Consider the following 26,359-nt stretch of genomic DNA (forward strand, 5'->3'; position numbering starts at 1 on the left):
ACGAACGCGATCAACTGTCACTTTATCGTGCGTTAGCCTTTCTTCGACCATCCGAGCTTTGGTCGGATTTGCCGGGGGCCTCGCCGGATTTCGACGAGGGGCTAGGGGTATGGACTATCGGCGAAGGTCGGACGACGGCGCGTCGCCGGGTCCTGCGGACGGGCGCGGCAACCATGGCGGGCGTCGGCGACGGCTGGCGGAAACGTTGCTGGCTGCGGTCCATCAGGCCTGCGATCTTGGTGAGCTGGATACTGCGCGCGGCCTTCTGGCGCTTGCGGAGGATGTCAGCGCGCGGAGGGGCATGAGTTGGGAACTCGGTCGTCGGCGCGTCATTGAAAATCTTGTGTTCGCCCATGAGCGCCTGTGGCAGTTGCGGCGGTCTGTCGCTCACGCGGAGTCTTTTCCTGTTGAGAGCTTTGAATTTCTGCGAAGACAGCTCTACTCGCCTGCCGATGATTGAGCGCGTTCAGCCGAGGCGCGAGGGGCCAGTTCCCGGAGTCGGAGTTCCGGAGCGCGGTGGTCGCAGGGGTGGACGGGCGATCGAAACGGCGGGACGGTAGCGCGTTTATGGTCTCGGGCGGGTGACGCAGCCAGCATCAGGGACCGCCTCCCGCGAAAGGACATTCCGGCATGAAGCGCTTCATCAACAGCCGCGAGAAGCTTGTCACCGAGGCTTTGGACGGCCTGCTGCGATCGCCTGCGGGTCGTAACTTGACACGGCTGGACGGTTATCCGGACATAAAAGTCGTTCTGCGACGTGACTGGAAAAAAGAGGATGGCAAGGTCGCCGTGATTTCCGGCGGCGGCTCCGGCCACGAACCGGCGCACGCCGGTTTCGTCGGGCGCGGCATGCTCACCGCCGCTGTTTGCGGATCGCTGTTCGCCTCGCCAGGCGTCGACGCGATTCTCGCAGGCGTCATCGCGGTGACGGGACCCGCCGGGTGCCTGCTGGTCGTTAAGAATTACACTGGCGATCGTCTTAACTTCGGGCTTGCGGCGGAGCAGGCGCGCGCCATGGGGCTGAATGTCGAGATGGTGGTGGTCGGCGACGATATCTCCTTGCCGGGACATCGCCACGCGCGTGGCGTTGCGGGCACGATCTTCGTTCATAAGGCGGCGGGCGGCGTAGCGGAGGCCGGTGGGTCATTGGCCGAGGTGACGGCCATGGCGAAAGATGTCGCGGCGCGCACGCGCTCTATCGGATTGTCTCTGAGCGACGTGGACGCGTACGACGAGGCGCATGAAAGCCGCCTGAAGGTGGATGAAGCGGAACTCGGTCTGGGTATTCATGGCGAGCCCGGCGCACAGCGCATCGGACTGACGGGCGCGGATGGGTTGATGCGATTGGCGGCGGACGAATTGGTCTCGTCTTTGCCCGAAGGCGATGCACGCTACGCCCTGATGCTGAACAACCTGGGGGCGACGCCGGTGGTCGAAATGTCCTTGTTGCTCGACGCGTTTTCGCGCACTGCGCTGGCGAAGAAAGTCGCTCTCGTGGCTGGTCCTGCGCCGTTCATGACGGCTCTCGACATGAACGGATTTTCGCTGTCCGTTCTTGAGTTGAGCACCGAGATTGAGGCTGCGCTGGAAAGCGAGGTCGGGCCGGAAGCCTGGACCGGGGTCGCGTCGTGGCGCGAGCCTTCCGTGACGCCGTTGCCGACCCTGCCCGAAGTCTTCGCGGCGGCGCCCTCAGACAATGCGGCAGTCAGGGAGACGGTGACGCGCGGGGTCAAGGCGTTGCTGGAAAATGAGGATTATCTCAACGGACTGGACGCCAAGGTTGGTGACGGCGACGCTGGATCGACCTTCGCTGAGACTGCGCGCGTCATCGACGGGGCGCTGGACCGCCTGCCGCTGAACGATCCTTTCGCCCTGATGCAGACGCTCGGTCGGCTGCTGTCCCGACACGCGGGAGGGTCGAGTGGGGTGCTGCTGTCGATCATGTTCGCAGCGGCAGGACGTAGTGAGCAGGAACGTTGGCAGGCGGCGCTGGCTGAAGGTCTTGCCGCCATGCAGCATCTCGGGGGCGCCGGGGCGGGCGACCGGACGATGCTGGACGCGCTGATCCCGGCGATCGAAGTTCTGGAGAAAGACGGACCCTGGGACAGTGTCGTCAGTGCTGCAAGGAGCGGGGCGGACGCGACTGCTAAAATGAAGAAGGCAGGCGCGGGGCGCGCGTCTTACATTCCCGAGGGACGGCTGGACGACACGCCAGATCCGGGAGCGGAGGCCATTGCGCGGCTGTTCGAGGCGTTGCGGGGGGGCTGACGCGTCTAGCGTCGGCCCGCTGAAACCATATCTCTTCCCATTGCTTCACAGATTATGACTTCAGGTATCGGTTCCGGCGAATTGCTGCGCTCGACCGGATGAATTCATCCGGTGGGGTGAGGTTTTGACCGTTTCTGTGCAGTCACGGCTTCCGTAGAAGACGAAGCAGGCGGGGGGCTCGCCGCGCTTGCTTCGCGAAGCGCCATTAGCTCTGCGTTACAGCAACGACGCTCGGGTAATTTCCCTTGGCGACGGACAATGCGTTCACGGATAACGCGCATTACGAGGCGTCCTGCGCCGCCGGACGCCACCTCTCATGCCGCACGAGAAGGACCGGAGCGACACCAGCAAGCGCCATCGCGCTTACGACCAGAAAAACTTGAGGGAGTGCGAGGTAGTGGGCCACCACTCCGGACGCCAGTGCTGCGACGCCCGCTCCAGCATCGAAGAAACCGTCGAACAGGCCCAGCGCGGTCCCGCGTTTCTGTGCAGGCACGGCGGAGAAAACCGGGACGGTGAGCAGTGGATAGACCATGGAGAAGCCGAAACCGGTGACGATAGCGCCGACCAGCGCCATCAGCGGTGTTTCGGCCTGCCAGATCGTCGCCAGCCCGACCGCCTGCATCAGCAGGCACGCGACAGCGAGCCACGGGCCGCGAATGCGATCGGTCACGTCGGAAAACAGCACGCGCGCACAGACATGTCCGGCGCCGAAGCCGAAAACCCCGGTTCCTGTCCCTCCGAGTGGAAGCGCCGTCCAGCCTTGCGTGGTATAATCGAGTGCGAGAAAGGAAGTGACGGCTGCAAAACCACAGGCGTTGGCGAGTAACGCAAACCCTGGCAGCAGAACGGCCGACATCATGCTCCGCAATGAGACAGGTTCATGATCGTGGTAGAGCGCGCCTGCGCCAATCGGCGCGCAGACCGCCATCGCCAGCGCGGGCACAAGCATGGACGCCAGCGCGGCCAGCGCAAATCCATGGGGCTGACCGTAATCGATCGCTGCGCCGGCGGCGGAACCGATGGCGAGTCCGGCGAACATGCCAAGGCCCACCCATGAAACGGCGCGTCCGGTGCGGCGGGGTCCTGCGCGGTCGATCCCCCACAGGCCCGACCCGGCGATGAGCAGGCCTTCGCCCACCCCCATCAACACACGACCGACGATGATCGCGAGCAGCGCCAGCGACCGCCCGGCGTCTGTCCCGGGATTGGTGAAGTCGGACAAGGCGTAGGCGAGGCCGCAGAGAATCATGACGCCGAGACCGAGCAGCGTCGCGCTCTTGCCGCCGCGCTTGTCGGCGACGCGGCCGCTCCATGGGCGGCTGACCAGCGTGGCGATCGATTCTAGGCCGATGACCCAGCCGACCGTCGTCAGGTCGTACCCGAATCCGAGATGGAGCTGAGGCGGCAGGATGGGCAACGACATGCCCATCGCCCCCATGCCGAGCATGGTGACGAAAGAGATCGTCGCCAGCGCCCACGTGCTCGGTGGAGCGCTTTCGGCGGAACGGGTCATTTCTGGCGGCTGGTCCGGCGGGAAAGACGGCGTCGGACGCCGTCCAGCGCGCTGGCGAGGTTTAGCACCCCGAGCGCGTGTAGCACGCCAAGGTAGAACACCGCGCCCAGAGGAACCTCGATCCCGAGCGTGACCCCCAGCCACAGCGTCCGATGCGACGCAGGCATGGTGAGCATGGCCTGCGCCGCGCAGAGCGCCGCCGCCATGGCGAGCGATGCGCCCGCCATCAGCACGACCCGCTTCGTCAGCTTGCGATCGAAGCGCAACGCATCGCGCTTCAGCAGCAGCAATGTCAGCGCGGCGACATTCACGATGGCGGCGAGCGAACTGGCCAGAGGCGGCCCGACATGCGCGAGTGGGCGCATCAGCAGAAGGTTGAGCATCAGGTTGATCATCAGGGTGAAGAACCCGATCTTGACCGGCGTGGACGTATCGCCGCGCGCAAAGAACGCCGGGGCCAGAACCTTCGCCATCACGAAAGCGGGCAGGCCAAGCGCGTAGGCGCGCAGGGACTGCGCGGACAGCGCAGCGTCGGAGAGGCTGAACGACCCGTGGGCGAAGAGAAACTGCATGATCGGCGTGGCCAGGGCGAGAAGCCCGGCGGTGGCGGGCAGCGTCAACAACAGTACGTAATCGATGGCGCTGTTCTGGACGGCGTGGGCCGTGTCTTCCTCGCCAGCGGCGAGGTGCCGGGTCAGCACCGGCAGCAGCGTGGTTCCGGCGGCGGCGCCCAGCACGCCCAGCGGCAACTGGTTGAGACGGTCAGCGAAATACATCAGCGAGACGCTGCCTGCAGGCAGGAGGGTGCCGATAATGGTGTCGATCGTCAGATTGATCTGAGTGACGCCGCTGCCGATGAGGCCGGGGGCCATACGCCGTCCCAGAAGGCGCAGTTGCGGCGTGATGCGCGGCGGCAGCGGCGTCAGATCGAAACCTGCTCGCCTCGCGGCGATCATCAGCAGTCCGAGCTGCGCCACGCCGGAGACGGTGACGCCCCATGCCGCCGCGTGCGCGACGCTGGGCAGGAAGGGTGTGGCGAACAGCACGGCGGCGATGCCGACCACGTTGAAGGCGAGGTAGGCCGCAGCGGCGGCGCTGAAGCGGTGCAGGCCGTTCAGCACGCCCGAAACCAGCGCCGCCGCGCAGATCAGGACCAGATAAGGGAAGGTGATGCGGCTGAGCGTTACGGCCATATCGTATCGCGAGCCGGTCTCGGTGAAGCCGGGGGCGATGACCCGCAGCACCTGCGGCATGAAAATCTCGCCGAGGATGCAAAGGAAGATCAGCCAGGTCAGCAGCACGCCGAACGCCTGCCGTGCGAGCGTTCGGGCCGCGCCGTCGCCTTCGGTCGCGAGCGCCGAGGAAAACAGGGGGACGAACGCCGCGTTGAACGCACCTTCTCCAAACAAGCGGCGGAACATGTTCGGCAGTCTGAACGCCACCTGATACGCGTCCTGCATGGGACCTGCGCCCATGAAGGCGGCGAGAAGCTGGTCGCGTACGAGGCCGAGAATACGGCTGAGCATCGTCCAGCCGCCGACAGTAAGAAAACCCTTGAGCATAAGCGCTTATAGAGATGCGAACGGGGCTACGGAAAGACAGGTTCGGACAGGTGTTTCGATTATGCGTGAAACGGAAGGCGCTGATCGTCGAAAGCCGTAAGGGCGCCGTCGGTCCTTGCCGCGCCCGGTGATTTTGTTATTGCGAAAACACGAACTAAGGGCGCTGATGGCGCGGAGTGGGGGATTTGGATGCGCGACAACTGGCGAACTGCTCTGGCGCAACGAATAACGATGCGGGTGATCGTCATCGTTATTGGGCTGGTCACTATGGGACTTGCGGCCCGGTTCGCTATCGCCGCGCCCGACGTTATGCCGGGAGAGGCGATGGGGATGGTCGTGCTTGTCGTGGTGGGCGCGTTGCTGCTGCTCGGCGCGATCTGGGTAGGGCTTTAGTTGGGGCGAAGATCAGCAACCGCGTGCCCCAGACAGGACGGCACAGGAATTTCGGGGGTGACGGCGGGTAATCAGAGACGCGGGGAGCCGGTACCTGTCGATTCCTGCGAATGTGTGTGCGCCGCCAGCAAAACAGCGACCAGACCATTGGAAAATTGACGAGCGACCCAGGCGATCATGATGTTTTCCCCGGAAGATCATGTGGTGCGAATGTGACTCAATGTTCATCTTAAGTAAATTAAAAAACGCGCCCCTGTCATGCGGTGGACGCATGTTGCTGAGCGCCTGCCGAGTAGGCTGAGCGCGGTTTTGCGGCCGTCGTCGATGGATTTTCCGCGCGGAATTTTCGTCGCTGAAATGTAATGTTTGTGTCGCGGTGGCCGAATTTTTATTGCGTCATCATTTCAACGGCGAGGCGGGTCGTGGCGATCAAATCAGGCCGGCTGAGCCAATCAGAGCGCTCTGCCTCGGCGACGACAGTGATTTGTTCGTACTCCCTGTCGCCGGACCGTCGCCATAGCGATTCGATTTCGGCGAAGGGCAGGGCGGTGGTGAGGGAGACGCAGATATCGACGATTTCGGTATGGGCGTGAGTCACCGCGATGACAGGCGGGCCGACCGTCAGATTCTCCGCCCCCAACCCGAGCTCTTCCTCGGCTTCCGCCAGAATTTGTGCAGCGAGGTTGATATCGGTGGATGAGTCCCCAGCAGCGCTCGCTCGGGCTTCGACCGTTCCTGCGGGCGGGGATTGCCAGAACCCGCCGAGATACGCCGCGTCGCGTTGACGTCGCGCCAACACCAGTCCTTCGGGGCAGAACAGAACGCCGCAGACGGCAAGTTGCCGAAGTGGGCGCGGCCCAAAAAGGCCGGGGCGTCGGATCTGGGCGAATGCACGACGATATTCCGTCCAGTGCCCGTCTATTCGGTCGGTGGAGATTGCGTCGGCGCAGAAGATGCGCCCGTTGAACAGCGTGGGGCGTATGCGACGGGCGTCGTCCCATATGCCCGTGACGCAGGCTTCCGTCTCCGACGGCAGGACTGGTTGCTTCCCGTTTGCGTGGATAGTGAGGCGCGGTGAGAGCCGTATGCAGGTCCATGCTGAAAAGTCGTGATTTGTGGCGGACGCCTCCGGTGGGATCATGACGAACGGGAGAGATGAAGGGAGAAAATCACGGGGCGTATCCTTTGGCGGCAGCGTTCCCAAGATCGGGCGTTGCGCGTCGACGCGGGAGACTGCGTCAAATTTTTCTCATTGCGTAATAAAAATGGGTCTGTCGGTCCTCGCCGCGCTGGGCTTAACTCTGGAAAGCCAAGCTCTGGAAAGATGACTATGACGCTACACGTCGCGCTGACGCACAAGACCACCTACGATTACGACCGGCCGGTGACGCTCGGCCCGCAGGTCATCCGTCTGCGTCCTGCGGCGCACGCCCGCACGAACGTCGTGTCCTACACGCTCAAGATCGAGCCGGAACCGCATTTTATCAACTGGATGCAGGACCCGTCCGGCAACTGGCAGGCCCGCGTCGTGTTCCCGGAGCGCGTCGACCATTTCCATGTCAGCGTCGACCTTGTCGCCGACATGGCGACGGTCAATCCGTTCGACTTCTTCCTTGAACCGGATGCGGAGCAGTGGCCGTTCACATACGACCACGTGCTGGATCAGGAACTTGCGCCGTATCGCAGGACCGAGCCTCTCGGCCCGCTGTTGAGCGCCTGGCTTGACGGCGTGTCGCGCGAGCCGCGTCGGACAGTGGACATGCTGGTCGAGCTGAACCAGGCGATTCAGCGACGTATCTCGTATGTCGTGCGTATGGAGCCCGGCGTCTGGACGCCGGAGGAGACGCTTGGTGAAGGGCGCGGTTCGTGCCGCGACAGCGCGTGGCTGCTGGTGCAGTTGCTGCGTCACCTTGGTTACGCGGCCCGGTTTGTGTCGGGGTATCTGATACAGCTCGCCGCCGACGAAAAGCCTGTGGAAGGCCCGAGCGGCCCTGAGGCGGACTTCACCGACCTTCATGCGTGGGCGGAGGTATATCTGCCCGGCGCCGGTTGGGTCGGACTTGATGCAACCTCGGGAATGTTGGCGGGCGAGGGGCATATTCCGCTCGCCGCGACGCCGGAGCCGAGTTCTGCTGCACCGATTTCCGGCGGTGTGGAGAAGTGCGAGACCGAATTCGGGTTCGAGATGTTCGTGACGCGCGTGGCCGAAACGCCGCGCACGACGATGCCTTACGCCGACGGAACGTGGCGCGACATCCTTGCTGCCGGCGAAGCGGTCGACGCGCAGCTGGAGGCTGGCGACGTTCGTCTGACGATGGGCGGGGAGCCGACGTTCATCGCCGCCGCCGACATGGACGCGCCGGAGTGGAACATCGAGGCGCTGGGCCCGACCAAACGGGCTTACGCGCAGCGACTTCTGCATAAACTGATGCCGCTCTGGTCGCCCGGCGCGACCTATATGACGTTGTTCGGTAAGCATTATCCGGGCGAACAACTGCCCCGATGGGCGCTGACCTGCTACTGGCGCGTGGACGGGGAGCCGGTGTGGCTTGACCGTGCGCTCCTTGCGTCCGACGACGATACGGACGACGCGACGGAACATGACGCACGGCGTTTCGCCCGCTCGCTCGCGCAACGTCTTGGCGTTGACGAAGAACTCGTGACGCCTGCGTACGAGGACGTTCATTATTATCTGTGGAAAGAGCACCGGCTGCCCGCGAACGTGCTCGCCGAGAGTTCGAAGCTGAACGACCCTCTGGAGCGTGAGCGTCTTGCGCGGGTGTTCGGGCGCGGATTGTCGCGGGAATCGGGTTCGGTGTTGCCGCTGCGGGTTGAGGTGCGCGACGGCGTACGGCGTTGGAGGTCGGGGCGCTGGTTCCTGCGCGACGACACCATTTTCCTGATCCCGGGCGACTCATCGATCGGTTTCCGCCTGCCGCTGCACAGCCTGCCCTGGGCCGACGCAGAGAGCATCGAGCAGCAGTTCGAGCCTGACCCATTCGCAGCGAAATCTCCTCTCCCGCCGCATCCGGCAGCCGTTCGTTACACGCCGACCGCATACAGGGCGAGCGCGCCGGATCGTATTGGCTCGCAGGGCGCTTTCCATGAGCGACTGCAACGTCCCGAGCCTATATTGTCGGATCTTCCGGCGTTACCGCCCTATCCCGTTGGCAAGCCCTGGCGCATCAGTACGGCGACGGCGCTGGGCGAGCACCTTCTGGAGATCAATCGGGAAGAGCCGGACGTTGTCCGCACCGCGCTGACCGTCGAGGCGCGGGGGGGTATCCTCCATGTGTTCTTCCCTCCGCTGTATGCGATCGAGGACTGGCTGGATCTGTGCGCGCAGGTTGAAGCGACGGCGAACGAATTCGGTCGCAAGGTTGTGCTGGAGGGCTACGCGCCGCCGCGCGATCCGCGCGTCAAATCGTTCTCGATCACGCCGGACCCTGGCGTCATTGAGGTCAACGTGCATCCAGCTGCGAGTTGGGCGGAGCATGAGGAGCGCAGCCGCCAGCTTTATGACGAGGCGCGCGGCGTCGGCCTGATCGCTGAAAAATTCCTGCTCGACGGCCGTCATGTCGGAACGGGCGGCGGCAACCATGTGGTGATGGGCGCGACGAGACCGGAGGACAGCCCCTTCCTGCGCCGTCCAGACCTGCTGCGGTCGCTGGTCGGCTTCTGGCACAATCACCCGTCGCTGTCCTACCTGTTCAGTGGCCTGTTCATCGGACCAAGCTCGCAGCATCCGCGCATCGACGAGGCGCGACAGGATGCGTTGTATGAGCTTGAGATCGCGTTCCGGCAGGTGAACCGGCAGACGTTCACGCCGCCTTGGCTGACCGATCGGCTGTTCCGCAACCTGTTCGCCGATATGACCGGCAACACGCACCGGACCGAGTTCTGTATCGACAAGCTGTATGCGCCGGAAAGCTCGTCGGGTCGGCTGGGGCTTGTAGAATACCGGGCCTTCGAGATGCCGCCGCATCACCGGATGGCGGCGGCGCAGAGCCTGCTGATGCGCGCCTGCGTCGCAGCCTTCTGGAAGACGCCATACGAGCGCCGTCTGGTTCGCTGGGGAACGCGCCTGCACGACGATTTCATGCTGCCGCATTACGTCGAGCAGGATTTTCGTGACGCGATCGCAGAACTGGCGCAGCTGGGCGCGCCGCTCGACGCCGACTGGTTCGCGCCGCATTTCGAGTTCCGGTTCCCAGAGATCGGAAATATCAGCGAACTTGGGATCACGCTTGAGCTTCGCCATGCGCTGGAGCCCTGGAATACACTTGCGGAAGAACCTGCAGCGGGCGGTACGGCGCGGTATGTCGACAGTTCCGTTGAGCGCGTGCAGGCGCGGGTCAGCGGCTGGGTCAGTGAACGCTATGTTCTTGCCTGCAACGGGGTGACCGTACCGGTGAGCGCTACGGAAAGGCAGGGTGAGTATGTGGGCGCCGTTCGTTTCAAGGCGTGGAATCCCCCCAGTTCCTTGCACCCGACGATCGGGGTTGAAACGCCCCTTGTGTTCGACATCTACGACACATGGACGGGGAGGAGCGTCGGTGGCCTGACCTATCACGTCGTTCATCCGGGTGGTCGCAGCTACGATACCCGTCCGGTGAATGCGAACGAGGCGGAAGCGCGGCGCCGTACGCGGTTCTTCCCGATCGGACACACAGTCGGGCCGATGGCGCCGCCACGTCAGGAACAATCTCTGGAGCAGCCGCGCACACTGGATTTGCGTCGTTTCTGAACGACGTCTCAACGGAACCGCGAAAAATAACCGCTGATAGGAAACGACCGCACTGACTGTCACGTTGTTAGGGCCTTAGCGGGATCCGGAGCCAGACGGTCATGAAGTTGTTTTCCTGCCAGGCGTGCGGGCAGATGTTGTTCTTTGAGAATGTCCGGTGCGAACGGTGTTCGCGGCGCGTCGGTTATTGCAGCGAAGGAGCGACGCTTCTCGCGCTTGACCCCGCTGATGGCGAGGGTGGGATCGGCGAGGGAGGCTGGTTGCCGGCCGGCGGGGACGCTTCGGCGCCGCGCATGTTCTGCGTCAATGCAGAGCAGGATGCGTGCAACTGGCTGGTGCCTGCTGGAACCGAAGACCAGTTTTGCGTGGCCTGCGCCTTCAACAGGGTTATTCCCGATCTGGCGATCGAGGGAAATCTTGAGTTGTGGCGCAAGCTTGAAGCGGCCAAGCATTATCTGATCTACAGCCTTCTTCTGCTGAAACTGCCGATCAAAAAATCTGTCGAAGCTGCAGACGGTGGTTTGATTTTCGATTTCATGGACGACCCGCCTGACGGGGACGAAACCCAGAAAGTGATGACGGGCCATGACGAGGGCGTCATTACCGTCGCGCTACGAGAAGCAAATGATGCTGAACGTGAAAAAATGCGTCTGGAAATGGGCGAGTATTACCGCACGGTGCTCGGCCATTTCCGTCATGAAATCGGCCATTACTATTGGAACGTCCTCGTGCGGGACGCAGGACAGCTTGACGCGTGCCGCGCAGTGTTTGGCGACGATTCCCAGGATTACGGCGCCGCTCTGACCGTCCATTACGAAAACGGACCGCCAGCCGGGTGGCAGGCGACGTATGTCAGTTCCTACGCCACGACGCACCCGTGGGAAGATTTCGCGGAAACATGGGCGCATTACATACACATTGTCGATACATTGCAGACCGCGATGGCTTTTGGTCTTGTAGTCGACACGAGCACGCCCGAAGGCGATGGCGTGGAGCGTCATTTCAATTTCGATCCGTATTCGGCAGGATCTTTTGACGAAATCCTTAAGGCGTGGTTGCCGCTGACTGTCGTTGTCAATGCGCTCAATCGGTCCATGGGGCAGGCGGATCTCTATCCGTTTGTGATCACGCCAGAGATTGCGGAGAAGCTCCGCTTTATCCATCAGCTTGTGCATGGCCTGGTGCTTCCTGGAGCTTTGACGGAGGTTGTTTCGCAAGAACGGTCTGATACGATGTCTTGAAGAGTTTTATATATACCTAGAAGTAATTTGGGGGATGTATGGTTGAGGTTCATTTTTCTGAGGGATTTAGATCTCGTCATATGTCCATTGGAAATCCTCGCTTTGATGTAATACAAAATCACCAAAACAGGCTTCCTGCTTATATGCGGGATTCCAACGAGGTAGAGCCCTACCTATTGGAAAACGATCCTGCGGCGGCGCAATCCATCAACCATAGCCGCCGCGCGGAGGAGGTGAATTACGCGAGGCACAACAAGTTTTTGCTAAAGAAAAACAAACATGGCGTTCAGCTTGGGCCCTACGCTAATACCGGCTTGACGCCAATTGGCAAGAAAACTCCGAGTACGACTTTGGTTTTTAAAGATGCTGGTGGAGTTAAAGAGTTTGAAAATTCTATATCCAAGGAAATTTCTATTTCAAAAATAAATGGCGATAAATTTATGATTGCGGTCGACCTGAAGTCTGCAACTTTAATCCAATATAAAATGGACGGGTATCTTATGGACGGATCTTATAGCGCGGGGGGAGTCCGAGTTCAGATCGGTGGGGTTCTACGTTCTGGAGTTGCGACAGTAAATCATCTGGAGAATGCTGAGGGAATTAATTAATTTGTTTCTAGTTCATATGGATTCTGTGGCCGTGGATTCGTATTTTTTGCTTCCTGAGAAAAGAGGCTCCCGGCTCTTGAGCTGGGGGCAGATTTCTTAAGGACACTTTAACCGGGGGCGATGAGTTGCGATTAATTGCCTCCAGTCCTGACGGACGTGGCGTCGTCGCATGCATGCTCAAATATAGTCTGGCGTCGTATGGGGGAGACGCTGATACAATTTCAGCGTGCGTATGTTTCGATGGAGGGCTGAGCGAAACAGAAATCGAGATCGGCAGCCGCTTTGTAAGTCCGCCCAAGAAGCTGTAGCTCCGGAAATGTCGTCCAGCGTCTGTTTCGTATGCTATTGAAGCATCGGAGCAGGTTCCTGTGAGGCGGGCTTGTCGAGAGCATTGCGCACAGAACGGGCCACCCCTTAAAACGACTCCTTATGAACGAGACGATTCCCCTCGACGAGATGGTGGACGGTCGTGGCGGCGTTCGCCAGCACTGGCGGCGGCTGCTCGCCGTGTTTTCCGATCTTGGCCACCGTGAACTGGCGGCTCGGAAGCGCCAGATCGCGGTGGCGCTGTCCGATCAGACCGGCTCGCCGCTGCCGATAGAGGCATTGAGCGAGACGATCGAGGGGCGCGTCAAACCCCGCCGTTCGGACATCGTGACGGGTCAGAGCAAGCCCGTGATCTGCGATCCCCTGCCGATAATCCTGCGCGCCGAGGAATTCGCGGCGCTGGAGGCCGGGGTCATTCAGCGCGCGCGATTGGCGGAAAGCCTGTTGCACGATGTCTACGGCAAGCGCGAGACGTTGGCTCTGGGCCTGTTGCCTCCGGCCCTCCTGTGGGCGAATGCCGGGTTTATGCGCGGAGGAGAGTTGGAGGGCCAGCACGGCCATTCCCGGCGTTTTCTGTCGTCTTTCGCCGTGGATGTAGTGCGCGAGCAGGACGGCGTCTGGCGGGTTCTGGCGGAACAGAGCGTCAGGCCGGACGGAGCGGGCGTTGCGATGGAGGCGCGCCGCCAGATGGTGCGTGTCGCGCCGGAATTTTTTTCCGGACAGGATTTACGCCGCCTGGGACCATTTCTCGATATCTGGCAGGAATCGCTGCAGCGGGCGGCGCCCGAAGGATTGACGAATCCCGGTCTGGCACTGCTGACGCCGGGGCCGCATTGCCGGGATTGGGGCGAGCATGTGATTCTCGCGCGCGAACTGGGCTGTGTTCTGGTCGAGGCTGGAGATCTGGCGGTTCGCGAAGGCGAGTTGTGGCTGAAGACCGTAAGAGGTCTTCGGCGTGTGGATGTTCTGCTCGCCCGTCAGGACGGGCGAGCCCTTGATCCGCTGGAGCCAGACGGGACCGGCGCGGGTGGGGTCACCGGTTTGCTGGACGCCGCTCGTGCAGGCACGGTCCGGCTGGTGAATGATCCGCGTAGCGGATTCGTCGAGGCGCCGGGGCTCGCGCCCTTCCTCGCGCCGCTGGCCAATCGGCTTCTTGGTGAAAATCTTCTACTGGAAAACGCGGCTTCCGTCTGGTTGGGAGACGAAGCGGGGGAGAGGTGTCTGGACGAGATTCTCCGCTCTGACTTGGAAACTCCTGCGAGACGGTCCGTTGCGTGGAAGATAGGGTCCGCGTTGGACCCGGCCGAGCCGTATCTGCGGATTTCGGAGCTGAGCGCCGTCGAGCGCGTTGAGGCGGTGGATCGGGTTCGACGCGCTCCATGGCGTTACGTGGCTCGCCCGGTTCTGGCCCCGTCGGTCGCGCCGACCGTCGGCGTGGCGGAGTTCGTGCCCAGACCGGTGACGATGAGGCTGTTCGCGGTCCACGATGGTGAGGACTGGACGGTGATGCCGGGCGGTCTGGCAAGCGTGTATGAAGACGCCGTCCCCACGAATGGGGACGGTCGCGAGCACGTCGTCAAGGACGTCTGGGTTCTCGTGAACGATCAGATCGCGCCTCGGGAACATCCGGTCCATCTCGCCACCCCGTTGCCGATTCGGCGCTCCCTTGGCGATCTCCCCAGCCGCGCTGCGGACGATTTTTTCTGGCTGGGCCGGTATCTCGAACAGATCGACAGCGCTGCGCGACTTTTACGCGTTGTGCTTGCGCATATGGCGGGTGGTGAGCCATCGCCAAGAGAGCGGGTCGATCTCGAGACGCTCGTGCGGGAACTGCGTGCGGTTGGCCTTATCAATGAAATCCCGGCCTTCGGTTATGGGCTCTCCGCACTGACCCACACGCTCTCCCGGGCGATGGGAGAGCAGGGCTTGTTCGGGCGTATTTTACGAAAAACTCTGCGACTTGTGCCAGAGCTTTCCGATCGCCTGACGCGTGAGATGCGTGATTTCATTATCCACAACTCCAACGCCCTACTGGACAAGCTGGCGGCTGCGCCGGGCCGCAGCGAAGTGTCGCGGTCCATCGCGCGCGTGACGGCAATCACCGACGCGTTGCTGGTGTATGGGGCGACGCTTTCGGGCCTTACGGCGGAAAACATGGTGCGTTCCGGCGGGCGGCAATTCCTTGATCTTGGCCGTAGAATCGAACGCGCGTCGCTGGTTCTGTCGTGCTGCGCGGGCGTTCTGGAGCAACCCGGTGTTTATCAGCGTGGACGGATGGAGGCGGCGCTTCGGTTGATGCTGGAAATATGCGACAGCGTCATAACCTACCGCTCCCGTTATTTTGGCGTCGTGCAGCCTGCGCCAGTGCTCGATTTGCTGTTGCTTGATGCGGACAACCCGCGCGGCGCCGGTTTCCAGTTGGCGGCGTTGCGGGATTCTCTTGGCGAACTGGCCAACGCTGGGGGGACAGCGCCGGCGGCGCAACGTGCGGCGTCGGGCGAATTGTCAGCCTCCGCAGCGCAGGTTCTGGATTCGTTGACGATGGTTGTGGCGTCGGTGCTGGAGAGCCAGAATCAGGACCGCGCCGCAGCCGACGCACCGGAGGCGCTGCGCAGCGCCTGCGCTTCGGTTCTTTCGTTGTCCGACCAGATCGGCCGCTGCTATTTCTCCGTTCTAACGTCGCCACGACTGGTTGGCATCATCGGCGACGATCTGGTGGCGGACAGCCATGACGAGGCGCTGGCATGATCTATCGCGTTCGTCATTCGACCGTGTACAGCTACGGAAATCCGGTCGATCTTGCTGCGCACGTGTTGCATGTAACGCCGCGAGATCTGCCGGGGCAGCGGGTGCTGTGGACGCGCCTCGATTGTGAGCCGACACCGGTGAAACGTCATGGTGGCGTCGATCATTTCGGAAATTCGGTCTTTTGGCTCTTCCATGAAGAACCGCATACGCGGTTCGAAATCGTGGCTGTATCGGAAGTTGATGTGGCGTTTGCGCCTCCGCCCCCGACGGAGGAGATATCTCCATGGGAGTTTATTCGAGACTGTTCAAGATTTGATGCTGATGTTTCTCAGTTTCTGTTTGACGGATCGATGTGTCGCGCCTCCGAAAAAGTTGGCGCCTATGCAGCGCAATCTTTTCCGACGGGTCGGTCGCTGCTCGAAGGCGTTCTCGATTTCAATATGCGCGTTTTCAAGGAGTTTCGTTTCCGCTCCGGCGTCACGTCGTTGCGGACAACGGCGGACGAGGTGCTGGCGCGGCGGGAAGGGGTTTGTCAGGACTTTACGCACCTGATGCTCAGTGGATTGCGTTGGCTCGGTCTGCCGGCCCGATATATGTCGGGTTACATTCGCACGCGCCCGCCGCAGGGGCAAAAGCGTCGTCTGGGCGCTGATGTTTCGCATGCATGGGTCGGAGTCTGGTTGGGGCCAGAGTTCGGGTGGCTTGGCCTGGATCCAACGAACGGGATCGTGGTGCAGGACGAGCATGTGGTGTTGGGGTGGGGCAGGGATTACGCGGATATCAGTCCGGTTCGCGGTCTGATCTTGGGCGGTGGCGGCGATGCGCTGCGCGTTGGGGTCGATCTCGTTCCCGTCGAGGAGTGGGATGAGGACCCGACCCTGAGGGCGTTGACGGCGCCGCGTCAGTCCGTAGACGCGGGCTGACATTTCACAGACGTCTGCGACTGCTGTGGTTCGTCGGGCGCGGCGCGGCAGGGCTGAAATTTATCTCACCGTCCCGAAGCTGAGTTGCGGCGCTTTTTTGTCAGATGTCAGAGCACGACCGGCAAGGAGGCTGCTCGGTCAGGGCGGAGACAGTTTGATCGACACGGGGCAATGATCTGACAGGTGGTCAGGGGGGACGTCCGTATTTTTGAAGGTAGCCACCCGGAGGCTGCCCGGCGTCATCCAGTGCTCTGCGCCGCCGCCAAGCAGCAGGTGATCGATGAAATATTCCCCGCCCCAGCATGGACTGGCGCGCCCGGAAGTGGTGAGCGTAAGAGGCGTGTCATGGGTCAGAGCCATATAAAATGGATCATGTGGCGTCAGGCGCCGGTTGAAATCGCCTATGATCGCGAAGGGCTGCCCTTCGTCTGTCCTTTCGAGAGCCCAGTCTTCAAGTATTGCGAACTGGTTCTCCAGAGTGGGGCAGGAATGGCCGTGCTCATTCCACGGGTTGTCCCAGCACCCGGTCTTGAGATGCACCACGAGGACCCGCAATGCGGAGGCGCCGTCTCCGATCGTCACGTCCAGACCGCGCCGCAGTGCATGCGGCGCGGTGGGCGGGTATACATTAAGAGCAGTGAGGTCGGGATTACGCGTCACATGCAGCGTGCGTTTCACCGCGATGCCCACGCGCTGTTCGATCCTGTCGTCTGACATGACAATCGCATAACGTGATGGGGGGAAGACCATCGCAGCCGTACGCGGTTGATCGACTTCCTGAAATCCTATGACATCGGCGTCCAGCTTTTGCGCGTAAGCTGCGAGCCGATCAAAATCCGCGGGTTGTCGCCGGTAGACGTCAGCAGGAATGCTTTTCTGCCCTTCGGGATCGCTGGTCAGCCAGTCGAGATTCCATGTCGCGATCTTGATCGGATATGCATGGCATATGCCGGGTAAGGCCGTGACCAGCAGCGTGGCCGCCACGGCGGAAATGGCGGCTACTCGTAAGAAACCGTTTGGCGGTTTTCGATTTTTACGACCAGTCATAACGTCCGTGCAGCGCGTTTTGCGGCCGTGTTCGGGCCGCGCTTCACGATGGTTATGACTAGGCGGCTAGCATCCGTCCAGCGCGTCGTCGATCCCGGGAGATCAGTCGTCGCGATAGGTTCGTTCGGATGCCATTAGGACCGCTCTCGCGAATCGGATACTTTCGATGATCGCGAGACCGGTACGCAGTGAGAAAGGCGCGGTTTCAGGCTGCCGCGTTCTCCGAAGCCTCAAGACTGGCGACGGCCTGCTCGATGCTGATCGTGCGGCGGGCGTTCTCGTCCAGAACCATAACTTCGCCGCTGCCGATATCGTAGAACCAGCCCTGCAGGATCAGCTCCTGTCTGGCGAGAGCAGCCGCGACGGAGGGATGAGTCCGCAGATGGGCGATCTGCAGCAGCACGTTCTGCTCCGCCATGCTGCGTACCGTCGCCGGTCCGCCATCGGTCGCTGCCAGAGCGACCGCGCGTGCGGCTTCGGCGTTGCGGAGCCAGGATTGCACGGTCGGCATTTTCGCCAGTTTGCTCGGATCCGGGTCCAGAAGAGCCATCATGGCGCCGCAGTTGGAGTGGCCGCAGACGATGATGCTGGATACCTTCAGCGCAAGTACGGCGTATTCGATCGCCGACGACACGCCGCCGAGCATCTCGCCGTAGGCGGGCACGATGTTGCCGATATTGCGCAAAACGAAAAGTTCGCCCGGGTCGCTCTGAGTGATTAGGGTCGGGTTCACACGGCTGTCGGCGCAGGCGATGAAAAGCGTCGTCGGAGACTGGCCGTCGGCCAGTTCAGCGAACAGTTCGCGCTTCTGGGGGAATATCTGTGTGTTGAAATGCTCCACGCCGTGCAGGAGCGCAATCAAGCTTTCTTTGGCGTCATTCTTCGCCATACCGTTTCTCCTAAATGAACCCGCTGTTTCAGCGGACCCTAACATGTGGCGCCAGCACGGAGAATGTCCCTGAGCGGTGTTGGTTGCCTCCTGAAAGGAATTGTCATGCGGACGACACCCTGATGAAATGCGCGGGCGGCCGATCTCAGGGGCGCCTTCAGGTCGGGATGGAACGCTTTTGAGAGTCAGAAGCCCGTTGCTCCGTCTCAGGAGGATGTTCGCAGCGCTTGTGAATTAAGCGTGGGGAGCTGTCGGAAAATCAGGAGGGAGGGGCGGTAGACCGGTTACGGGCGAAAGTGCGTCGGATTTGGCGTCCTTGCCGACGGAAGACTGACGCTGTGCAGTTGAGCGTCGTAACCGAGCACGTCGTTGGGGTGATCCGCGGTCATGAGGGAAGGGACACGGATCGTCCTCGTAGCCGTGCCCATCGCTCTCAAGGGCGACGTTCCTTATGTAATGACTGGAAGCGACGGGTTTATGCCCAGTGTGGAGTTGCGTCACGGCTCCGTTCCAGAGGCGCTTCGCGACATGATGGCGCGCCGTCGCAGTTCAGGAGTGGTGCGTGCGGAGCAGTTAGCGCTGGAGGAGAGCTCGGACGGACGCTCCCCAGCCAGAAGCCTGTATGTAGTGACGACCACGATAGAGGGCGACGCAGCCAACTGGTCCCCTTGTTATCATTACCTGCCGTGGGAAGATCGGCGGTCGCAGGGTGATCAGGCGCGAGAGCGCGGAAACGAGCCAGGTCAGAAATGGGTGAATCCTGAAATTCTGGCGGCGATGCTGATGGAGACGATCGATACGACGTCTTATTCGGTGGGGCAGCTTTATCGACGCCGGATCAACGCCCTGTTCGGGACCGGCGGATGGCCATGGCGACCCGAACTGGCGTACGAACGTTTCATGGCGCTGAGGGAGGCGGTGGTCGAAGGTCGCCTCGACGAAGACGCCTTGCATACGTTGGGCGTGGGTGAGTTGGGCGATCGGGAGCGACATCTCGCGCGGGCGCTTGGCGTGGTGCGTAATGCCTTTCGCTCGTTATCGGTTCCGACCGAGTTGATGCCGCGCCGTTTCACCTTGCGGCAGTTGCAGGCCGGCGTGGAAGGCGTGATGGGCGAGCATCGCGATAGCCAGATGTTTCGGCGCGAGATCACACGGGCAAAGCTTGTGGCGGCTGCGGGCGGGTTGGTTTCTGATGCGCTTGGTCGTCCATCGCGTTTGTTCCGATTTAGAATTGAAATGGAAACGCTGCGTGAACTGCAGACGATGACACTCACCCCTCCGGTGGTGATCGAGCAACTGCAGTCTGAGACGTTGGATGCGGTGTTTGCTCCTCAGGACGAAGCCGGGGGGGCATGAGAAGGTTCAACGCGAAAACGTGAAGCGTCGGTAACCAGATGATCACGCTTGTCGGATAACCCTGTCGAGGGGTCGAAGGCCTCTGGTTATAGAGGGAGCACGACATGACAGGCGTTTCTTGTTGCGTTCTTTGGTTGGAATGTCTGGCGAGCCAAAGTGCGGCTATTCGATGATGTACTCCCTGGACACGCACGCGTTGAGGGGGCAGCCTGTGATCGTGGGCGCAGGAGTGGCGGGGCTGCTCACGGCGTTGCGTCTCGGCGACAGACCGTGCGTCATTGTCTCGGCTGCCGAGAAGCCAGGCGCGGGCATGCTCGCCTCCGGCGTTGGAAAGGCTTTGGGGCGCGATGAAACGATTGCGGATCGTGCCGCGAAGACGCTCATCAGTGGCGCGGGATTGGCGTCTCCGGAAGTCGTTCAGCGAATTACGAACGCAATGCCGCATGCGTTTGAGAGTCTGGCGCGCGTCGGCGTGGCGCTGGACACTCATGATTCGGGCGCCGCACTTCATGCAGCGTTGCTGGCGAAGCTTCGTGATCGTCCAAACGTGACCATCGTGGCGCCGGCCATGCTCAGGCGGCTTACAATTATCGACGGACACGTCAGGGGGGTGAGCCTTGACGTTGGCGAGAGATTACTTGCGATAGACACGAACATTGTCATTCTTGCGTGTGGCGGCGCCTGCGGTCTCTTTCCCGACGCCCTGACGCAGGGCTCCGGGATTGGGGCGGGCATGGCGGTCGCTGCGCGCGCAGGGGTGGATTTTTCAGATCTGGAGCTGATTTATTTTCATCCGTTGACGCTCGACGAGGGCGACGCGTGGTCGACCGGAGTCTACGCGCCTGTTGAGTTCTGCAATTATGGCGTGCTGTTTGACGACGCCGGGTGCAGGCTGAATGTCGATCAACTCGATCCGGGGTTGCTTGCGCGGGATATCGCCGTGCGGCGGGCTCAGGGGCGTACAGTTTTTTTCGACATAACGAGAATTTTGGCCACTGACGGTCCCAAGCGCGATCCTGCGTTGAACGCGATGGTCCAACGATGCCTCGCACGGGGCTTCGACCCAAAGAAGCAGGCGTTGCCGGTTCGTCCGGCGGCTGCATTCCAGATCGGTGGGGTTAAGGTAGATACCGCGGGGCGCTCCTCCATTCCTGGGCTTTGGGCGTGTGGAGAGATTGCATGCACCGGGTTCCATGGCGCGTCGATCAGTGCGGGTAACCCCCTGCTGGAGGCCGTGGTTTGCAGCGGGTTTGTAGTGGAGAGCGTCCTAAGCGCGCCGTCCTCTCCATTATGCGACGTATCCGGCGTACGCCCGGACCGCGCGCCGTTGCACCGACAATTGTCAGCGGTGCGAAAGGCGTTCCGAAACGCGCTCGGTCCGATAAGAAACCGTGCTGGAGTGCTACGTGAACTGGATGCGCTCGCTCGTTGTTCCGGCTATGACGATGCGGCGCTGATGGGCTGTCTGACGATGATTTCGGCGTTGATGCGTCAGGAGAGTCGTGGCGCACATTATCGGAGCGATTTTCAGCAAAGAGACGCTGTTGCGCGCCACAGCGTTCTCACGGAAGCGGATATGCGCTCAATCGTAAGGACTATCGGGCGCAATCATTTTGGCCCGACGTCCGGGGACGCGCAGATGTTGGGCGGAGTTCTTGCAAGGGACGTCGATTTCGCCTCGCGTTTATAAATTGAGTGGCGCCTCGTGGCCATAAACCCTTCCAGGTGGCAGAAGTTTTCCGGGGTTGAGAATTCCATCGGGGTCGAGGGTGTGTTTCAGCGCCCGCATCAGGCTAAGGGCGCCGTCTCCGTGTTCGGCTTCCAGAAATTCCTGTTTGCCCAGACCCACGCCGTGTTCGCCGCTGCATGAACCGCCAAGGCTTTGCGCACGTCCAACGATAAGGCGGTCGAGTTCGAGGATCCGACGGCGTCCCTCATCACTGTTTTCTGCGATCAACAATGCGTGGAAATTCCCGTCTCCGACATGTCCGAGAAGCGCCGCCTGCAAGCCTGACGCGTCGATGTCCTTGCGGACGCCTGCGATGAGAACGCCGAGTTTCGAAATCGGTACGATGCAGTCTGTAGAAATCACCAATGCTCCCGGAGCGAGCGATTTCGCCGCCCAGAATGCGTTATGCCGCGCCTTCCATAGGCGTGACCGCTCTTCGGCCGTATCGGCCCATGTGAAGCCTGACGCGTTGTTGTCGAGCGCGATGGCTTCCGTCGTTTGCACCTGTTCACGCACGGCTTCCGGGGCTCCGGCGAATTCGAAGAAGAGTGTTGGTAAAGGCTTCAGGTCTTCCAGTCTGGAGTAGCGGATCGAGGCGCCCATCTGGACTTCGTCCAGCAATTCCACGCGGCTGATCGGCAAACCGATCTGCACGAGTTGCATCGTCGTGGCTACGGCGTCGTTCAGATTGGGAAACTGACAGATCGCAGCGGATACGGTTTCGGGGAGCCCGTAGAGCCGGAGCTGTATTTCCGTGATGACGCCGAGCGTCCCCTCAGATCCGATAAACAGGGCCGTCAGATCGTAGCCCGTTGAGGATTTGCGCACCCGACCGCCGGTTCGAATCACCTCGCCTGTAGCGAGAACGACCGTAAGGCCGAGGACATTTTCCTTCATTGTGCCGTAACGTACGGCGGCCGTGCCGGATGCGCGCGTGGCGCACATGCCGCCCAACGTAGCTTCTCCGCCAGGATCGACCGGAAAAAACAGTCCCTGATCGCGGATGTTCGCGTTCAGGGACTGTCGGGTCAAGCCCGCTTGCACGCGGCAGTCGAGATCGTCCGTGTTCACGGCGATGATCTTCGTCATCCGCGACAGGTCCAGGCTGATGGCGTGCTCTGGCGGCGTCACATGGCCTTCCAGCGAGGTCCCAGCTCCGAATGCGACGACCGGGACACGGTGCTGATGGCATACGCGCAACGTTTCCGACACGTCTTCGGTGCTTTCTGCGTAAATGACTGCTTCAGGCAGGCGGGAGATGTCCAGGGCTTCGCCATGGCTGTGTTCTTCGCGAACTGAGTGTGTCGTGCAGACCCGATCGCCGAACCGTGTCCGTAACGTCTCGATGGCGGTGCGGACACGGTGGGCTTGCGTATCTGTAGCGGCGAGAGCGGTCATGGAGAGTTGGGTCCTGTGATCGACTGGAGGCTCTGGGCGCCGGGTAGACGCGTTGGCCGTATGTGAGCGGAAAACGCTCCTTTGGAAAAGGCCGCGTCGCGCGGCTCTGGCGTGCGCCCGCGCAGACAGAAAGATCGACTCAAGCGGCTGCCCTCTGACGATCGCGCTGCGGTCGGTCGAAATTCAGGTCTCGGTGCAGCGCGTTCAGGTTGCGTTCGCCTTGAGAAACGGTCGGCGCGGCCAGTTCGCCCAAAGGCTCTGGCGTTACGACCAGGTTCATCTGTTTCTGAGATGCGCGTATTTCGGCGGGATCGCTTGTTGTCGCCGTAGCCCCCGACGATGCAACGCGAGGGAACGCGGGCATCAAGCGTCATGCTCACGTTGGGGCTGGAATGCGAGAGTCGGATCGCCATCAGGGCCTCAACCGAATGGGCGTCAACGGGTTCGGTGGAGCAACTCTATTGTTTCACGTTTTCTGGAGACTCTGCTTTTCTGGACGAGCGCCGCTGGATCAGGCTCGACCCCGCATGACGCGGGCGTAGAGAGACGGCAGCACCAGAAGGGTCAGCAGCGTGGAGGACACGAGGCCGCCGATCACGACCGTCGCCAGCGGCCGTTCGACCTCCGCCCCTGCGCTTGTCGAAAACGCCATCGGGAAGAAGCCGAGGCTTGCGACCAGCGCCGTCGCCATGACCGGGCGAAACCGCTCCTCGGCCGCTCGGAACGCTGCCTGTGCGGCGTCCAGCGCCAGTTCTCTCCGTAACGTGCCGATGGCGGATAGCAGCACGACGCCGTTCAGGATCGCCACGCCGAACAGGGCGATAAAGCCGATGCCCGCAGAAATGCTGAAGGGAATTTCCCTGATCCATAGAAGGAAAATCCCGCCGGTGGCCGCTATCGGCAGGTTGAGGAACACCAGCAGGGCGGCGCGCGCCGAGCCAAGGGCGGCGACCAGAAGGACGTATATCAGCGCAAGCGCGATCGGCACGACGATCTCCAGCCTGCGCATCGCGGATTGCAGGTTGCGGAATTGCCCGGCCCACTCCATGCGATATCCGGGGGGCAGAAACACTGCCTTGCTCACCCGCGCCTGCGCTTCGGCCACGAAAGAGCCAAGGTCGCGGCCGCGCACGTTGGCCTGCACGATGATACGGCGGCGGATGCCGTCACGGCTGATGCGAGGTGGCCCGTCCTGCACGGAGATATGCGTCACGGAGGAGAGGGGCGTGGAGGCCCGTCCGTCGGCGCGTCGTACGCGCAGCAGCCCAATCTGGTCGACCGATGCCGTATCGGAAGCGGCGAAGCGAATCTGGGTCGGAATGATGGCGTCGCCCACGATGACTGGCCGGGCGACGAGGCCGCCGACTGCCGAGATCGTATCGAGGATGTCGGACGCGGTCACATCCAGCCGTGCGGCGCGGTCGCGATCGATGTCGATATGCACGAAGGGTACGGTTCCATCGTCCTGCGGCGCCACGTCGGCGGCGCCGGGAATCGTCGCCATAGTCGCCGCGACCTGCCGGGCGAGGCGTGAGAGAACGCTCAGATCGTCGCCGTAGATCGATACGGCGATCTGGCTTCGCACGCCGGACAGCAGGTCGTCCATGCGCATTTCGATCGGCTGGCTCCAGTTCTGCAGCGTATCTGGCAATTCGTCATGGAGCCTGCGGCTCATCGCGTCGACCAGCCCCTGCTGAGTGCGGGCCGTCGTCCACTGCGACGGGTCTTTCAGGAAGATGAAGCTGTCCGTTTCGTTCACGCCCATCGGGTCGGTGGGAATGGCGGAAGAGCCGGTCGTGCTGATTACTGATGTGACTTCGGGAAAGGAGCGGAGAATCCGTTCCTGCTGCGTCACGCCCGCCAGCACGGTGGGGAGCGATGCGCTGGGCAGGCGCGTCGTTGTGACGGTCAGGGCGCCTTCCTCCAGCGTTGGAATGAACTCGCCGCCCAGCCGGGTGGCGAGAAACACGGAGAGCAGAAAAACGCCGATGGCGGAGCCGAACATGGTTTTTGGGTGGACTTCTCCCCACGCGACCACAGGGCCGTAGCCCCGACGCAGAATCGCGACCAGCTTCGTGTCGCCTGCGTTCTCGTTCATTCCTTCGTCGGCGGCGTGTATCGGGCTGCGCCGCAGGGCGAGCGACGCGATGGCAGGGATGAACACGACGCACCACAGGAGCGAGGCGAGCAGAGCCATGATCACGGTCTGGGCCATCGGGCGGAACATCTTGCCTTCGACGCCCTGCAGCGTGAGCACCGGCAGGTAGACCATGACGATCACGAGAATTGCGAAGCTGACAGGACGTATCACCTGCGCAAGCGAACTGACCACCAGCGTTGGCAACGCCACGTCACGTTCGCGCGCCCTGCGTGAAAGAACGTGTTCGACGACGACCAGAGAACTGTCGACAATCATGCCGAAATCGATCGCGCCGAGGCTGAGCAGGTTGGCCGACACGCCGAACAGCCGCATGCCGGCCATGGCGCAGATCAGCGCGAACGGGATGCTGGAGGCGATCACCAGAGAGGCGCGCCAGTCGCCGATCACCACGATCAGCACAACGATCACCAGCGCCGCGCCCAGCGCGAGGTTCTCCTTTACGGTCGCGATGGTTTTTTCCGTCAGTCCGTCGCGTGCGTAGTACGGCGCGATGCGCACGCCCGGCGGCAGACTGCGCTGGATCGCGGGAAGCCGCCGTCGGATTTCGTCCAGCGTGGCGTTCGAACTCGCGCCCTGCTGCATCATCACGACGCCCACGACAGCTTCACCCATGCCGTCATGCGTCACCGCGCCCAGCCGGGTGCGGGGCGCGCGCGAGATCTGTCCAAGGTCGCGCAGGCGGATGACCGTCCCGTCCGGGGTGACGCGCGCCGGTATGGCGCCAAAATCCGCAAGGTCGCGGATCAGGCCGCGTCCCACGACAATCTGCTGTTCAGCGTGGCGCTCGATCCAGCCTCCGCCGCTGGCGGCGTTATTGGCCTCGACCGCGCGAAAGACGTCGCTGACGGAGACGCCATACGCGACGAGCCGTGCGTCGCTCAGGCTGACTTGCCAGGTTTCCTCCCCGCCGCCGTTGATGTTGACGTCCGCGACGCCCGGAATCAGTCGAAACTGCGGCGCGATCGTCCAGGCGGCGAAGCGGTTCAGCTCCATCAGGGAGCGATCCTTACCCTCCACGCGGAACTGCATGATCTCGCCCATGCCAGTCGAGCGGGGCCCCATGTTGATGGACAGGTTTGGAACGGTAAGGGAGCCGCGCAGTTGTCCGATCCGCTCGCTCACCCGCGTTCGATCGAGATCTATGTCGGTGCTGTCGGCGAACTGCACATAGACGACGGATACGCCCGAACGTGAAATTGAGCGCAGGTCCACGAGGTCCGGCAGGCCGGTCATCGCGCTTTCGACCGGGAAGGTGATGAGTTTTTCGACTTCCTCCGTGGCGAGGCCGGGCGCTACGACCGACACCAGAACCTGCCGCGGGGAAATATCAGGGACAGGCTCTACAGGCAGCCCGGCAAGCGAGGCGACGCCGACGGCGATGATCGCGGCCAGGACGCCGAACAGCAGAAACCTGCTTTTCTGAAGGGCGTAGAGGAGGCGCATCGC

At 62.1% G+C, this 26,359-nt stretch carries 18 protein-coding genes; 10 read left to right on the forward strand and 8 right to left on the reverse strand.

Annotated features, from left to right (window positions below; translation table 11 throughout):
* Nucleotides 1–109 precede the first annotated feature (109 nt).
* Together J2D73_RS07760 and J2D73_RS07765 are read left to right on the forward strand one after the other, a co-directional pair.
* A complete protein-coding gene (locus tag J2D73_RS07760) occupies nucleotides 110–460 on the forward strand; it encodes a hypothetical protein (RefSeq protein ID WP_207881033.1) in 351 nt (116 codons plus the stop codon).
* Nucleotides 461–630: 170 nt separating this feature from the next.
* Nucleotides 631–2,268 carry a dihydroxyacetone kinase subunit DhaK gene (locus J2D73_RS07765; RefSeq protein ID WP_207881034.1) on the forward strand — a complete coding sequence of 546 codons (1,638 nt, stop codon included), beginning with the start codon at nucleotides 631–633 and terminating at the stop codon, nucleotides 2,266–2,268.
* A 280-nt stretch (nucleotides 2,269–2,548) separates the two neighbouring features.
* On the opposite strand, the gene J2D73_RS07770 is transcribed toward J2D73_RS07765, so the two are convergent.
* Together J2D73_RS07770 and murJ are read right to left on the reverse strand one after the other, a co-directional pair.
* On the reverse strand, nucleotides 2,549–3,784 hold the full coding sequence (locus tag J2D73_RS07770; protein WP_207881035.1) for an MFS transporter: 1,236 nt from the start codon (nucleotides 3,782–3,784) through the stop codon (nucleotides 2,549–2,551).
* A complete protein-coding gene (gene murJ, locus J2D73_RS07775; RefSeq protein ID WP_207881036.1) occupies nucleotides 3,781–5,346 on the reverse strand; it encodes a murein biosynthesis integral membrane protein MurJ in 1,566 nt (521 codons plus the stop codon). Before murJ ends, J2D73_RS07770 begins: the two co-directional genes overlap by 4 nt.
* A 189-nt stretch (nucleotides 5,347–5,535) precedes the next feature.
* On the opposite strand from murJ, the gene J2D73_RS07780 reads away from it, so the two are divergent.
* On the forward strand, nucleotides 5,536–5,739 hold the full coding sequence (locus J2D73_RS07780; RefSeq protein ID WP_207881037.1) for a hypothetical protein: 204 nt from the start codon (nucleotides 5,536–5,538) through the stop codon (nucleotides 5,737–5,739).
* A gap of 388 nt (nucleotides 5,740–6,127) precedes the next feature.
* On the opposite strand, the gene J2D73_RS07785 is transcribed toward J2D73_RS07780, so the two are convergent.
* Nucleotides 6,128–6,880 carry a phosphohydrolase gene (locus J2D73_RS07785; RefSeq protein WP_207881038.1) on the reverse strand — a complete coding sequence of 251 codons (753 nt, stop codon included), beginning with the start codon at nucleotides 6,878–6,880 and terminating at the stop codon, nucleotides 6,128–6,130.
* A gap of 189 nt (nucleotides 6,881–7,069) precedes the next feature.
* Between J2D73_RS07785 and J2D73_RS07790 the strand changes: the two genes are divergently transcribed.
* From J2D73_RS07790 to J2D73_RS07810, 5 genes are all read left to right on the forward strand, one after another.
* Entirely contained in the window at nucleotides 7,070–10,486 is a 3,417-nt protein-coding gene (locus tag J2D73_RS07790; RefSeq protein ID WP_207881039.1) for a transglutaminase family protein, read from the forward strand.
* A 101-nt stretch (nucleotides 10,487–10,587) separates the two neighbouring features.
* Complete coding sequence (locus tag J2D73_RS07795; RefSeq protein ID WP_207881040.1) at nucleotides 10,588–11,727, forward strand: zinc-binding metallopeptidase family protein; 1,140 nt, start codon at nucleotides 10,588–10,590, stop codon at nucleotides 11,725–11,727.
* 80 nt (nucleotides 11,728–11,807) lie between these two features.
* On the forward strand, nucleotides 11,808–12,335 hold the full coding sequence (locus J2D73_RS07800) for a hypothetical protein (protein WP_207881041.1): 528 nt from the start codon (nucleotides 11,808–11,810) through the stop codon (nucleotides 12,333–12,335).
* 429 nt (nucleotides 12,336–12,764) lie between these two features.
* Nucleotides 12,765–15,410, forward strand: coding sequence for a circularly permuted type 2 ATP-grasp protein (locus J2D73_RS07805; protein WP_207881042.1), 2,646 nt, complete (start codon nucleotides 12,765–12,767; stop codon nucleotides 15,408–15,410).
* Nucleotides 15,407–16,333, forward strand: a complete 927-nt coding sequence (locus tag J2D73_RS07810; RefSeq protein WP_207881043.1) for a transglutaminase family protein — start codon at nucleotides 15,407–15,409, stop codon at nucleotides 16,331–16,333. Before J2D73_RS07805 ends, J2D73_RS07810 begins: the two co-directional genes overlap by 4 nt.
* Nucleotides 16,334–16,471: 138 nt before the next feature.
* Here J2D73_RS07810 and J2D73_RS07815 read toward each other — a convergent pair whose 3' ends face one another.
* A complete protein-coding gene (locus J2D73_RS07815) occupies nucleotides 16,472–17,380 on the reverse strand; it encodes an endonuclease/exonuclease/phosphatase family protein (RefSeq protein WP_207881044.1) in 909 nt (302 codons plus the stop codon).
* A 205-nt stretch (nucleotides 17,381–17,585) separates the two neighbouring features.
* Nucleotides 17,586–18,269 carry a carbonic anhydrase gene (locus J2D73_RS07820; RefSeq protein WP_207881045.1) on the reverse strand — a complete coding sequence of 228 codons (684 nt, stop codon included), beginning with the start codon at nucleotides 18,267–18,269 and terminating at the stop codon, nucleotides 17,586–17,588.
* Nucleotides 18,270–18,656: 387 nt separating this feature from the next.
* Here J2D73_RS07820 and J2D73_RS07825 point away from each other — a divergent pair, with 387 nt between their 5' ends.
* Nucleotides 18,657–19,625 (forward strand): NrtR DNA-binding winged helix domain-containing protein, encoded by a 969-nt coding sequence (locus tag J2D73_RS07825; protein ID WP_207881046.1) that lies wholly within the window; start codon nucleotides 18,657–18,659, stop codon nucleotides 19,623–19,625.
* A 169-nt stretch (nucleotides 19,626–19,794) separates the two neighbouring features.
* Entirely contained in the window at nucleotides 19,795–21,315 is a 1,521-nt protein-coding gene (locus tag J2D73_RS07830) for an FAD-binding protein (RefSeq protein WP_207881047.1), read from the forward strand.
* Here the strand turns inward: J2D73_RS07830 and J2D73_RS07835 are convergent.
* The 3 genes from J2D73_RS07835 to J2D73_RS07845 all read right to left on the reverse strand — a co-directional run bounded on the left by J2D73_RS07835 (nucleotide 21,310) and on the right by J2D73_RS07845 (nucleotide 26,356).
* Nucleotides 21,310–22,752, reverse strand: coding sequence for an FAD-binding oxidoreductase (locus tag J2D73_RS07835; protein ID WP_207881048.1), 1,443 nt, complete (start codon nucleotides 22,750–22,752; stop codon nucleotides 21,310–21,312). The genes J2D73_RS07830 and J2D73_RS07835 overlap by 6 nt on opposite strands.
* Nucleotides 22,753–22,891: 139 nt before the next feature.
* Nucleotides 22,892–23,116, reverse strand: a complete 225-nt coding sequence (locus tag J2D73_RS07840) for a hypothetical protein (protein WP_207881049.1) — start codon at nucleotides 23,114–23,116, stop codon at nucleotides 22,892–22,894.
* Between the two features lie 147 nt (nucleotides 23,117–23,263).
* A complete protein-coding gene (locus J2D73_RS07845; protein ID WP_207881136.1) occupies nucleotides 23,264–26,356 on the reverse strand; it encodes an efflux RND transporter permease subunit in 3,093 nt (1,030 codons plus the stop codon).
* Nucleotides 26,357–26,359: the final 3 nt, after the last annotated feature.

The sequence above is a fragment of the Acetobacter sacchari genome, assembly GCF_017377715.1.
Lineage (GTDB): Bacteria > Pseudomonadota > Alphaproteobacteria > Acetobacterales > Acetobacteraceae > Acetobacter > Acetobacter sacchari.